Raw genomic sequence first — 11,997 nt, 5'->3', positions numbered from 1 at the left:
AACGCCTGTCATTGCAGGATTTTTAAGGACAAGCCAGAATAACTTGTAGTAATTCTGAAAATAACTGTAGCTAATAGTTGAACATGTTACAGTGGTATTCAGGAAGGGCTTCGGCCACAGTTGGACCTCACGTATGCTCCATTTAAGGACATGTAGCGTGATGATTATTTTTTGACATTTAGGAGGCTTTTATCTTATGAACAAGACAGATCTGATCAACAATATTTCCAGCAAAAGCGGTTTGAGCAAACGTGACGTTGAAGCTGTATTGAATGGCGTTCTTGGTGAAATTACAGATGCACTTGCTAGTGGTGACAAAGTACAACTAATCGGCTTTGGTACTTTCGAAACGCGCAAACGTTCCAGCCGTACAGGTCGCAATCCACAAACCGGCAACACGATTGAAATTCCAGAATCGACCGTTCCTGCTTTTAAGGCTGGTAATAAGCTTAAAGAAGCCGTTAACTAATGCGTCTTGATAAATTCTTGAAAGTCTCGCGGCTGATTAAGCGTCGTACAGTAGCTAAGGACGTCTCTGAACAAGGGAGAGTCGTGGTGAATGGACGCGAAGCCAAGCCGAGCAGTGCGGTCAAAGTAGGCGATGAAATTACCGTCCAATTTGGCCAGAAGCTGGTGACCGTGCGAGTGGAACGGCTCGCCGACACTACACGCAAGGACGAGGCTGCAAGTATGTACACTTTGGTAAAGGAAGAGCCTATTGCCAGGGACAACGGTTTGAACTGGTAAGCAGACATCTGATTTTCTCATAACGTTGTACATAGAAGCATTCCTTCATATTGTATGAAGGAATGCTTTTTTTTTTATATGAGGAGCTTTTGTCTAATTGTCTAATATATGCTCGTGAATAGCCAAAGCGGTTCTAAATCATGCCCACCCCTTCATAAGCTAAGAACAGAAGGAGGGGTACATGCCATGATTGAACAAGGGAAGTCCAAGCACCATGATCTGCGCATGCAAAGCCGCAAGCAGCTCGACATTTCAGGCGTCAGCAATGTGGAGAGCTTTGACAGTGAAGAGTTTTTGCTTCAGACCGAGCTGGGCCATCTCACCATTCGCGGACAACATTTACATATCAAAAACCTCAGTCTGGAAGAGGGGCTACTGTCCATTGAAGGTCTGATTACTTCCCTCGTCTACCTGGAGCCTGGGGCCCCGGCCAAAAACGGAAAAAGCCTATTCGGCAAGCTCTTCAAATGAACCCTTACACACAATGGCTGACATTGACGTGGATGCTATTGTCGGGCATAACCATGGGAGTGGTATTTGACAGCTACCGGGTGCTGTCAATCCGCTTTCATTTTGCCCGTTGGAGTGTTCATTTGTTGGACGTGCTGTATTGGGTGGCCTCGGCTTTGTTTATTTTCCGTGTGCTGTACGCGAGTAATCGCGGTGAGCTGCGGTTTTATGTCTTTTTAGGACTACTTTTGGGGGTTTGGCTCTATTTTTGGGCCTTTAGTGTTACAACCCAACGTTTTGTGGTAATGTTAATAGAGATCGTTCGCAGACTGACGTTGATCGTGAACAGCATACTGCGCATCCTGATTGTTCTTCCGGTGTTAGCGCTGTATCGGCTGTTACGCAAGCTGGTCGGATGGACATGGGCACTTATTGTGTTCCTAGGAAGGATGCTGATATACATCCTGATGCCGGTTTGGAAGCCGATTCTTTGGTTGATCCGTCCGCTTATAGCGCGTTGGAAGACGCCAGATCCGCTCGTAAAGCTGGGTATCAGACTGAAAAATACAGCAAAAAGATGGTTTGGAAGGGGGTAGTATCATGCGTAATTCGTCTGTAGATCGCCATTCATCTCCTACGTCCAAGTCCAATGCGGGCGGGCGCAGGCGAATCATGATTTGGTTGCTATCGCTTGCCGCCTTTGGTAGTTGGGCCATATTCACCTTTTTTTCTCAAGGCATGATCATGGCCGATCGAAGTGAACAGCTCACCCAGAAGGAAAAACAGAAGCAAGCTGCTACACAAACGGAACAACAGCTTCAAACCGAAGTGAATCGTCTCAAGGACCCTGAGTACATTGGAGAAATTGCTAGAAGCAAGTACGGTCTTTACAAACCGGAAGAGACGCCAATTATCGGAGATCAAAAATAGAATCATTATCGGGCCAATGCTTAGTTGACCTTGGTTCCGCCATTTTGTATAATCAAATCACCACAGCGGGATTTTTTTGCAAAAAAATCGGTTGTATATTTTAAGGGAGGATCATTTTATTCTATGGCAATTGAAGTGGGCACCAAGTTAGAGGGCAAAGTGACAGGCATCACGCATTTTGGAGCATTTGTGGATTTGTCTGGAGGTGTCACGGGTCTCGTTCACATCTCGGAAATCGCCGATAATTATGTTAAGGATGTTAACGACCACCTGAAGATTAATGATGTTGTGACGGTGAAAGTCATTAATGTTGACAAAGATGGCAAAATCGGACTTTCCATTAAGCAAACGATTGATAAGCCGGCAAGTGAAGCCCGTCCCCCAAGAGCTCCAAGACCGGAGCGTACAGGAGGACCAGGCGGAGGAGACCGTTTTGGCGGCGGAGGTTCAGGTCCAAGTCAGGGACGCGGTGGTGGTTTCAACCGCGATCGTGGAGGCCGTTCTTTCAAGCCTGCACCGGGTAAACCTTCATTTGAGGATAAAATGTCACGCTTCCTGAAAGATAGTGAGGAACGCATTTCGTCGCTGAAAAAGAACACCGAAGGTAAACGCGGAGGACGCGGCGCGAAGCGTGTTTAATTCACTTTGACAACCGTATCAACCATACACGGAAAACCGTACAGTCGAAAGACTGCTACGGTTTTTTTGCGTTCTACCGACAAGAGATGCGACAAGTCGTGGCTACGGGCAATATGTTTGGTGGAGTTGTACGGGCACATTTTTAAGATTAGTAGTTTTATGAAGAAGAGAAGAAGCATCTACTGAAATGTTGGATGTTTTTTTTGTCGTGTGGACATAATCGTCCGACAAACTCCAACGGTTTTCCGTCTATCTTCTGTGCAAATCGCTAGATTTGGTATCAGGATGACTGACATAGAGAGGTCGCCCAAAGCGTAGAGAGAGACAACTTCCATCTGCTTCCATACGGGCGTAGCTTGAAGTACAGGGGAATGCTCTGTCCTTTCGCGCGGCACGTTTTTTTGTCGGAAATTTCTTGGAATAAGACGTGAGGTTCTGACAAACTTTCTCAATCGTTCCGGTTTAAGATGGGAACATCAAATTGATGAATGGGGTGCCTGACGCATGATGGAGAAATGGAACGTGGTACATTTTCCGGGGTTAAAATCTAGAAAGTCCAAATCCAAAGAGCGTACGGAAGGTTGGCCTTCCAGACTCAAGAAACGGCTCAATTCACATAAAGTAGTGCAATGGGTAACCGCGCAAAGATGGATGCTGCTATTGTCAGCTATGGGAGTTTTATTGGGACGCGCCACTATTTTGGACGAGCTTTCTCCTTTTGCCCTCGCTTATTTTGCGGTCATTACGTTCCTTCGGCGTGATCTGATGCTGCCTGTAGCTGTATCCGTTGTGCTAGGCAGCCTGTTAGCTCCTTACCCATCGTTATTCATGATTGGTGGTGAGTTAATCGTATTTTATCTCCTGTATCGCGGGCTACGCACCTTCGATCGTCTGGAATTATCCTATGCCCCGCTTATGGTCTTCTTGTCTGTGTTTATGGTCAATTTATTTAACGCCGTGATGGCTCCGGCTTTTACATGGTATGAGCTTGTCATTGTGGGAACGGATGCGGTACTCAGTTTTATGCTTACATTGGTGTTCACCCAGGCCATACCGCTGTTTACGTACCGCAAGAAGGCAAGCCAGCTCAAAAATGAAGAAATTTTGTGTCTTATTATTCTATTAGCCTCTGTGATGACGGGAGCAGTAGGATGGACCGTTCATTCACTGTCTGTCGATCATGTACTTTCACGATATTTGGTCTTGGTGTTTGCTTTGGTGGGAGGTGCTTCCCTGGGTGCTTCGGTCGGTGTGATTACCGGTTTAATTTTGAGCCTGGCCAATATGTCTGCAATTGTGCAGATGAGTCTACTTGCTTTTGCAGGTTTGCTGGCAGGGATGCTGCGTGAAGGGAGAAAAGGTGCAGTAGCCCTTGGTATGCTGCTAGGCTCTTCCATTTTGACGATCTATCTGGATGGGACTGGAGACGTGCTGACATCAACCTGGGAGAGCTGCGCGGCAATCCTATTATTTTTAATGACTCCAAAAAGTTTCTTTAAAGCGGTTTCTACCTATGTCCCGGGTACGCAGGATCACGCCAAGTCACAGCATGAATATGCCAAAAGGGTTCGTGATCTCACTGCCGAGCGGGTGACGAAATTCTCCCGTGTATTCAGCCAGCTGTCCCGCAGTTTCCATCAGATATCTGCGAGTGAGGGAGCAAAACCGGACGGAGAAATCGAACACTTTATGAATGCGGTGGCGGAAGGAACATGTGCCTCTTGCTTTAAGTGCGAGCAGTGTTGGGACGGCAAGTTTATGCAAACTCATCAGTATATGACGGAAATGATGAGTGCCATTGAGGACAATCCTGATTTAGAGCCAGAGCAGATGCCGCCGCAATGGAGCAAGGCATGTGCCAAAACGGGCGCTGTCCTGCAGGTAATGAAACAGCAGTATAGTCTTTACCAGCATAATATGCAGTGGAAGCGCCAAGTATACGATAGTCGTCAGCTTGTTGCTGACCAGCTATCAGGTGTATCGCAAATTATGGAGGATTTAGCGCGGGAAATTCAGCGGGAAGGGCAGACCATGCATCGGCAGGAAGAGCAAATCCGAGAGGCTCTTGATAGGCTGGGCTTGTCCATCCAATCCATCGAAATTATTAGCCTGGATGCAGGCCAGGTTGAAATTGAGATTGTCCACGCCTATACAAGGGGATTTGATGAATGTCGGAAAATTATTGCTCCACTGCTGTCGGACATACTAGACGAGCATATAGCTGTCATGCGCGAAACGGAGGCAGATCGCCGCCAAGGCTTGGCTACAGTCATGTTCGGCTCTGCTAAAACATATGAGATTGCTACAGGAGTAGCTAGTGCAGCCAAAGGAGGCGATTTCTTCTCAGGAGACAGCTACAGCATGATGGAGCTAGGGAATGGGACTTTCGCAGTCTCTTTAAGCGATGGTATGGGGAACGGAGAGCGTGCGCAGCAAGAGAGCAGTGCAGCACTTAACATTTTGGAAGAATTACTGCAATCGGGTATGGACGAAAAATTGGCGATCAAGTCGGTTAACTCTGTGCTGATGCTGCGATCACCTGAGGAAATGTATGCTACGGTGGATATGGCGCTGATTGATCAGTATACGGCCCGGACAACCTTTATGAAGATTGGATCTACACCGAGCTTTATTAAAAGAGGGGAGGAGGTTATCCCCGTATCTGCCAGCAATTTACCGATTGGCATTATACAGGATATCGAGGTTGATTTGGTGTCACTGCAACTCCAGCCGGGGGATATTCTCATTATGATTACAGACGGTATATACGATTCACCGGGTTATGCAGTCAATAAAGAAATATGGATGAAACGCATGATTCAGGAAATTGAAAGTGAAGATCCACAGCAACTGGCTGACTGTTTGCTAGAACGGGTTATTCGATACCAACAAAATCAAATCTATGATGATATGACTGTAGTTGTTAGTAAAATAGACCACTTTCACCCAGAGTGGGCAACTCTCCATGTACCCGGCATGAGGTGGTTAGAACGTCCACGGACGGTGAGCTAGACTGACATTGCCCGGGAAATTCCTTATACATTTTTAAAAATCCGCATCCTTCGTTTGAATCGTTCCGGATTAGGCAAAGATAGAATCTATCGGAATAGATTAAGAGGAAGCGGAGGTCAAAAAGCGATGAAGCAAATTTTGATCATTACAGATGGATGCTCTAACGTAGGTGTTAGCCCAGTTATGGCGGCTGCCCAAGCTTTACGGGAGGGAATTACAGTGAACGTCGCTGGAGTCATAGACTACGGAACCATCGGCGAGCTTGGGAGCGCAGAGATTCAGGAAATTGCTAAAGCAGGGGGAGGGTTTAGCCAAATCGTCGGTACGAAGCAGTTGGCGCAAACCATGCAGATGATGACGCGCAAAACAGTGGTTCAAACGATTCAGCAGGCGGTTAATAGAGAGTTAACGCACATTTTGGGTGAGGGCGGTGCCCGGCATATCGGTGAACTGCCTCCGGCCAAACGAGCCCAGGTAGTTGAGGTAATGGATGAATTGACAGAAACTAGCCCTCTGGAAATTGCTTTACTCATTGATGCAAGTGCAAGCATGAAGCCTAAGCTGCCTGCTGTAGAGGACAGTATACGCGATTTGCTGCTCAGCTTACAGTCCAGAAGCGGACTCAGCCGTATATCTGTATTTCATTTCCCGGGTGGACGAATGGGAGAAGACGCAGTCATGGATATCGGGTGGACCTCTGAGCTTGACCAGATCAAATCGATATTCGGACGCTTACGGATGAAAGGAGCGACACCGACAGGACCGGCCATTTTACAAGTGATTGATTATTACCGATATGTTACACTAGGGGAACAGAAAGATCTGGAAGAATCCTATAGCAAAGGAGAAGGGATGCTCGGTGACTACGTCGTCTGATCCCGTTCTTGCACCCGGAACGGTCATCAAGGGCAAGTGGAAGCGGAGTAGCTATGTCATCCAGCGCTTGCTGGGCCGGGGAGCGAACGGAACTGTATATTTGGTAAAAGAAGCACAGGCCGATCGGCAATTTGCTCTCAAAATGGGAAAAAACACGCTTGATCTGCAATCGGAGATTAATGTGCTGACCACATTACAGTCTCAAGGGACTCAGGCTGCCCTCCAGCGTAATGGAAATCCTTCCTTCTTGTTTGAGGTGGATGATGTAGTGTTACGTAGTGGGGAGATCCCCTTTTATGTTATGCGATACGTCAAAGGAGATCCGCTTCATAAATTTGTGGCAGCCAAAGGGTCTGAGTGGTATGGTGTGGCTGGAACCGGCATACTGAATCGTTTGGCCGATCTCCATCAGGCAGGATGGGTGTTTGGCGACCTGAAGCCTCAAAATATATTGGTCAATGCCTATGGAGAGGCTGAGTTGATTGATTATGGCGGGGTGTCCCTTGCAGGTCGGAGTGTTAAACAATTTACAGAATGGTACGACAGGGGATTCTGGAATGCTGGTAGCCGAAATGCTGATCCCCAGTATGACCTGTTTGCCTTTGCTCTTCTAACGATTCATATATTAGAGAGCGAATCGTTAAAGGCAGCTGCGAGCAGGCTACCACAGCTACGTAATACGGCAGAATTGACAGTCATTATTCGTCGCAGCCGTATATTGCGCCCCTACGCCGAATGGCTGCTGGGTGCAGTGCGTGGAGAATATTCCGATACTCGTGCAGCGGCCCGAGCTTGGTCGCGTCTGGCTTCCGCACATGTCAGGCAATCATCTGTCAAAAGGGGAAATCCACGCTGGCTGGGATATGCTTTTACGGTATCGCTTTTGCTGCTTGCCGGAGCGCTCTGGATTGCGTTAAGGTAGCAGCATGACTTACATAAGATAACAGAGGATCATCATTTTTACGGTCGGGAGAAAAGAGGGTCGTAAATGGGAACAACAAAACCGACCGGTGTTGTACAGGAAGTACTCGCTTTGGCGCGAGAACATTCACTGTGGAGCCCCGGAGACCGCATTGTGGTTGCTGTATCCGGTGGACCGGATTCGGTGGCCCTTTTGCACATTTTACATGAAATATCCGTTATACATATGCCATTACAACTCGTCTGCGCTCATGTTCATCATGGCTTCAGGCCAGAGGAATCGGATGCGGAGGCTGAAGAGGTACACAATATTGCCCGAAAGCTCAAGCTTCCATTTGAAATGATTCGGGTGGATGCACCCGCTTATATGAAGGAGAGCGGTAAGGGTCCACAGGAAGCCGCCCGTGAGCTACGGTACAGCTTTCTACATGATACGGCTACGAAGTGGGAGGCACAGCATATTGCTATGGCTCACCATGGCGATGATCAAGCGGAAACAGTTCTCTTGCACTTGCTGCGCGGTAGCGGACCGGCGGGTTTGGCGGGTATGCGTTTGGCACGCAATGAAAAAAATGTGCAACTCATTCGCCCGCTACTTCGTATGTACAAGGCTGACTTGATTGCGTATTGCAACTTTCATGGTCTTTCCTATGTGACAGACAGCACTAATTTATCGTCTAAATACCGTCGTAATGCTATCCGCATGGATGTGCTCCCTTTTTTGGGGCAATATAATGAGCAACTGACACCGTCCCTGAATCGGCTGGCCGAAACGATGGCTGACGAAAATGATTTTATGGAGGCAGCTACACTGTCAGCATATGAGAAAATGGTGCACTTCAATAATGGCAGGTACATGTTTTTCATCGCTTCATATCGTAAGCTATCCGTTGCTTTACAACGGAGGTTGATTAAACTAATATTAAATTATCTGCCTTCGGGCAGTGAAAATTTTGATTTTCGTAAAATTGAGACCGTTCGACTAAGACTTCTCCAAGAGACATCCTCTACATGGAGCTTGGACTTGGGCGGCGGTGCGGTTGGAGTCCGCGAATATGACCAGGCGGTTTTGTTTGACCGTACGCAAGTCGTTATGGGTGAATGGAGCTACGGACTGAGCGTATTGCCTATTTCCGGTGAGCTTGAGTTGCCTGAAGCGGGTGGTATACTCCGGTGGCGAAGAGCTTCCTATTGGGATGGACACCATCCGGCGAATGAGGAAGAAGCATGGTTCGACGCAGACGAATTGACTTTGCCGTTGACTGTACGTTCGCGATTACCTGGAGATACCATGTATGTAATGGGATTAAACGGAAGAAAAAAGGTTAAAGATATTTTTATTGATGAAAAAATACCTCCTTTAATGCGTTCCGTTATTCCTATCGTCTGCGACCACTCTGGAGTTGTTCTCTGGATTCCGGGCGTACGACGTTCTGTACATGCTGCGGTGCAAAAGCACACGTCTTCGGTTATATATATGTCATGGCAAAGACGAGAGAGTCCGGGGCACCAGTAATTGCGCAGGAACGGCTTTCATAGTATAAACTTAGGAGGTTTACACCGTTGCAAAATGATATTCAGGAAGTATTGATCAGTGAAGAAGAGATTCAGAGTAAAATCAAGGAATTGGGCGCACAGCTCAGCGTGAAATATGAAGGAAAAAATCCATTGGTGATTTGCGTGCTGAAAGGTGCGTTTATCTTTATGGCAGATTTGGTTAAATCCATTACAGTGCCGTTGGAACTTGATTTCATGGCTGTATCTAGTTATGGAGTATCCACCAAATCATCGGGCGTTGTTAAAATCATTAAAGATTTGGACGCTTCAGTGGAAGGACGCGATGTTCTGATTGTCGAAGATATTATCGACAGTGGTCTGACGCTGACACATTTGATTGAATTGCTTAAGAATCGTAATGCCAATTCGGTATGTGTCGTAACTTTGTTCGACAAGCCTGCACGCCGGACCGTTAATCTTGAAGCTGATTACACCGGATTTACACTTCCGGATGCGTTTGTTGTCGGCTATGGTCTGGACTATGCCGAGCATTACCGGAACCTCCCATACATAGGGATTTTGAAGCCGGAAATCTACACCAGCTAATCTCAGCCTCCAGTCCTAGGACTAAATAGGGTCCTTTGTTGAGAAGGGCTTACAGGCTATGGTAAAATAACTTAAGTGTCTCGAGAGGAGGTAGGGGATGAATCGGTTCATCCGGAATTCTGGTTTTTATTTGATTCTTTTTTTAGTTGTGGTGGGTATCGTTCAGTTTGTTAGCAACAGTAACGAAGCCTCCGATCTCCCTAGATATGACCAATTACGGCAAGAGGTTAAAGCTAATAACATCTCTAAAGTAACGGTCCAATTTGACGGTTACGCCTATCTTGTAACCGGTGCATATAAGAAGCAGCCGGCTAATGCTAAATCAACCAATTTTTCCGTATACGTTCCGCCAACGGATCAAGCACTAAGTGAACTGGTGAATGCCAGCGAAACGAACGGGTTTGAATACGTGCAGAAGAAAATGGAAGGCGAAAGCATTTGGCTGACATTTTTGACTTCTATCATTCCTTTGGTGATCATGTTCCTGTTGTTCTTCTTCCTGTTTAATCAGGCACAGGGCGGTGGCGGCAAAGTAATGAACTTCGGCAAGAGCAAAGCCCGTCTGTATAACGAAGAGAAGAAGAAAGTTACCTTCGAAGACGTAGCAGGGGCTGACGAAGAGAAACAGGAGCTTGTCGAAGTCGTAGAATTCTTGAAGGACCCACGCAAGTTCGCAGCTGTGGGTGCTCGTATTCCAAAAGGGGTTTTGTTAGTAGGCCCTCCAGGTACGGGTAAAACACTCTTGGCGAGAGCTGTTGCAGGTGAGGCCGGAGTGCCGTTTTTCAGTATCTCGGGTTCTGATTTTGTAGAAATGTTCGTAGGGGTCGGTGCTTCCCGTGTTCGTGACTTGTTCGAGAATGCGAAGAAGAACGCACCTTGTATCATTTTCATTGATGAAATTGATGCCGTTGGACGTCAACGTGGCGCCGGATTGGGTGGCGGACATGATGAACGTGAGCAAACGCTCAACCAATTGCTCGTAGAGATGGATGGATTCGGCGCAAACGAAGGCATCATTATCGTTGCTGCTACTAACCGTCCGGATATTCTAGATCCGGCCTTGCTTCGTCCAGGTCGTTTCGACCGTCAAATTACGGTTGACCGTCCAGATGTTAAAGGTCGCGAAGCAGTATTGCATGTACATGCACGCAACAAACCATTAACGAAGGATGTTAAATTGGACGTTATCGCGAAGCGTACAACAGGCTTTACGGGCGCTGATCTGGAAAACCTGTTGAACGAGGCTGCCTTGCTGGCCGCTCGTCGCAACCGCAGAGATATTTCGATGCGAGAAGTAGATGAAGCGATCGACCGCGTTATCGTAGGTACTGAAAAACGCAGCCGCGTAATCAGTGACCGAGAGAAACGAATTGTTGCTTATCATGAAGCAGGGCACACGATTATCGGTTACTTCCTAGAGAATGCCGATATGGTTCACAAGGTAACTATTATTCCACGTGGACGTGCAGGCGGATATGTCATCATGCTTCCGAAGGAAGACCGCATGCTGACAACCAAGCAGGAATTGCTGGACAAAATCACTGGATTGCTGGGTGGACGTGTTTCCGAGGAGCTGTTTATTGGTGAGATCGGAACAGGGGCTTATAGTGACTTCCAGCAAGCGACAAGCATTGCGCGTAGTATGATCGTAGAATACGGTATGAGTGAGAAGCTCGGCCCGATGCAGTTTGGAACTTCCCAAGGTCAAGTATTCCTTGGACGCGATATCGGTCATGAGCAGAACTACAGTGATCAGATCGCTTATCAGATTGACCAGGAGATGAATCGCTTCATCACTGACTCTTATGAGCGTGCTAGAGAACTCTTGACGAAGTATTCCAAAGAGGTTCATTTGATCGCTCAAACATTGCTGGAAGAAGAAACCCTGGAACTTGAACAAATCAAACGTTTGATCGAGACAGGTTCTTTGGACGGCAATACGAATGAGGGAGAAGGAACACCAGAAAACGGTGAACCTGTGATCGATAATATCGGAGATGTTCGTGTACGTATTCAAGGTAAGGATGACGAACCTAAGAATACAACGGATCAACCAAACGATATCCCTAATCTGAAAAAGCCAGAGGATGATAACAATTCAGGCAATTCCGGTGGTACTCCACCGACAACAACCTGATCATCTGATGGATAGTTGAATAAGCATATATGTAAGCTTCGGGGAACCAGATCCTATTGGTTTTCCGGAGCTTTTTTAAATATGGAAGATTATTGCTAACGTGATTTGACAGACAAAGGAACGTTGTGTACATTTATTGTTAAATAAACGGCTGTCGCCTTCTTAGCTTAAAAGGCCAACAG

The 11,997-nt window shown here is 47.0% G+C and carries 12 protein-coding genes; all 12 read left to right on the top strand.

Annotated elements, in window-relative coordinates; genetic code table 11:
• The first annotated feature begins 196 nt into the window (after window positions 1-196).
• The 12 genes from C0638_RS07515 (at window position 197) to ftsH (ending at window position 11,815) form a co-directional block, all read left to right on the top strand.
• Window positions 197-469, top strand: coding sequence for an HU family DNA-binding protein (locus tag C0638_RS07515; protein ID WP_007428028.1), 273 nt, complete (start codon window positions 197-199; stop codon window positions 467-469).
• On the top strand, window positions 469-747 hold the full coding sequence (locus tag C0638_RS07510) for an RNA-binding S4 domain-containing protein (RefSeq protein ID WP_014599342.1): 279 nt from the start codon (window positions 469-471) through the stop codon (window positions 745-747). The genes C0638_RS07515 and C0638_RS07510 overlap by 1 nt, the downstream gene beginning before the upstream one ends.
• Window positions 748-933: 186 nt before the next feature.
• Window positions 934-1,218, top strand: a complete 285-nt coding sequence (yabP, locus tag C0638_RS07505; RefSeq protein WP_013368685.1) for a sporulation protein YabP — start codon at window positions 934-936, stop codon at window positions 1,216-1,218.
• The gene (gene yabQ, locus C0638_RS07500) at window positions 1,215-1,793 is read left to right on the top strand and encodes a spore cortex biosynthesis protein YabQ (protein ID WP_040102444.1); all 579 of its coding nucleotides are present in this window, start codon (window positions 1,215-1,217) and stop codon (window positions 1,791-1,793) included. The genes yabP and yabQ overlap by 4 nt, the downstream gene beginning before the upstream one ends.
• Window positions 1,794-1,797: 4 nt before the next feature.
• On the top strand, window positions 1,798-2,127 hold the full coding sequence (locus C0638_RS07495; protein ID WP_013368687.1) for an FtsB family cell division protein: 330 nt from the start codon (window positions 1,798-1,800) through the stop codon (window positions 2,125-2,127).
• Between the two features lie 123 nt (window positions 2,128-2,250).
• Window positions 2,251-2,766: a S1 domain-containing RNA-binding protein gene (locus tag C0638_RS07490; RefSeq protein ID WP_013368688.1), complete on the top strand. Its 516-nt coding sequence runs from the start codon at window positions 2,251-2,253 to the stop codon at window positions 2,764-2,766.
• A gap of 504 nt (window positions 2,767-3,270) precedes the next feature.
• The gene (spoIIE, locus tag C0638_RS07485) at window positions 3,271-5,778 is read left to right on the top strand and encodes a stage II sporulation protein E (protein WP_082689621.1); all 2,508 of its coding nucleotides are present in this window, start codon (window positions 3,271-3,273) and stop codon (window positions 5,776-5,778) included.
• A gap of 126 nt (window positions 5,779-5,904) precedes the next feature.
• A complete protein-coding gene (locus tag C0638_RS07480; RefSeq protein WP_013368690.1) occupies window positions 5,905-6,654 on the top strand; it encodes a vWA domain-containing protein in 750 nt (249 codons plus the stop codon).
• Window positions 6,638-7,576, top strand: coding sequence for a protein kinase domain-containing protein (locus tag C0638_RS07475; RefSeq protein WP_013368691.1), 939 nt, complete (start codon window positions 6,638-6,640; stop codon window positions 7,574-7,576). The genes C0638_RS07480 and C0638_RS07475 overlap by 17 nt, the downstream gene beginning before the upstream one ends.
• Window positions 7,577-7,642: 66 nt before the next feature.
• Window positions 7,643-9,091 carry a tRNA lysidine(34) synthetase TilS gene (gene tilS, locus C0638_RS07470; protein ID WP_058710670.1) on the top strand — a complete coding sequence of 483 codons (1,449 nt, stop codon included), beginning with the start codon at window positions 7,643-7,645 and terminating at the stop codon, window positions 9,089-9,091.
• A gap of 47 nt (window positions 9,092-9,138) precedes the next feature.
• Window positions 9,139-9,678 (top strand): hypoxanthine phosphoribosyltransferase, encoded by a 540-nt coding sequence (gene hpt / locus C0638_RS07465; RefSeq protein ID WP_013368693.1) that lies wholly within the window; start codon window positions 9,139-9,141, stop codon window positions 9,676-9,678.
• A 97-nt stretch (window positions 9,679-9,775) separates the two neighbouring features.
• Entirely contained in the window at window positions 9,776-11,815 is a 2,040-nt protein-coding gene (gene ftsH / locus C0638_RS07460; protein WP_013368694.1) for an ATP-dependent zinc metalloprotease FtsH, read from the top strand.
• Window positions 11,816-11,997 lie beyond the last annotated feature (182 nt).

It is taken from the genome of Paenibacillus sp. lzh-N1 (assembly GCF_002872435.1).
GTDB classification, from domain to species: domain Bacteria; phylum Bacillota; class Bacilli; order Paenibacillales; family Paenibacillaceae; genus Paenibacillus; species Paenibacillus polymyxa_C.
This window is presented reverse-complemented; position numbering and strand designations above follow the sequence as displayed.

Excerpts from the sequence above, each read along its gene's own strand:
- C0638_RS07515 (WP_007428028.1), top strand. The coding sequence starts at position 197 with ATGAACAAGACAGATCTGATCAACAATATTTCCAGCAAAAGCGGTTTG.
- C0638_RS07510 (WP_014599342.1), top strand. The coding sequence starts at position 469 with ATGCGTCTTGATAAATTCTTGAAAGTCTCGCGGCTGATTAAGCGTCGT.
- yabP (WP_013368685.1), top strand. The coding sequence starts at position 934 with ATGATTGAACAAGGGAAGTCCAAGCACCATGATCTGCGCATGCAAAGC.
- yabQ (WP_040102444.1), top strand. The coding sequence starts at position 1,215 with ATGAACCCTTACACACAATGGCTGACATTGACGTGGATGCTATTGTCG.
- C0638_RS07495 (WP_013368687.1), top strand. The coding sequence starts at position 1,798 with ATGCGTAATTCGTCTGTAGATCGCCATTCATCTCCTACGTCCAAGTCC.
- C0638_RS07490 (WP_013368688.1), top strand. The coding sequence starts at position 2,251 with ATGGCAATTGAAGTGGGCACCAAGTTAGAGGGCAAAGTGACAGGCATC.
- spoIIE (WP_082689621.1), top strand. The coding sequence starts at position 3,271 with ATGATGGAGAAATGGAACGTGGTACATTTTCCGGGGTTAAAATCTAGA.
- C0638_RS07480 (WP_013368690.1), top strand. The coding sequence starts at position 5,905 with ATGAAGCAAATTTTGATCATTACAGATGGATGCTCTAACGTAGGTGTT.
- tilS (WP_058710670.1), top strand. The coding sequence starts at position 7,643 with ATGGGAACAACAAAACCGACCGGTGTTGTACAGGAAGTACTCGCTTTG.
- ftsH (WP_013368694.1), top strand. The coding sequence starts at position 9,776 with ATGAATCGGTTCATCCGGAATTCTGGTTTTTATTTGATTCTTTTTTTA.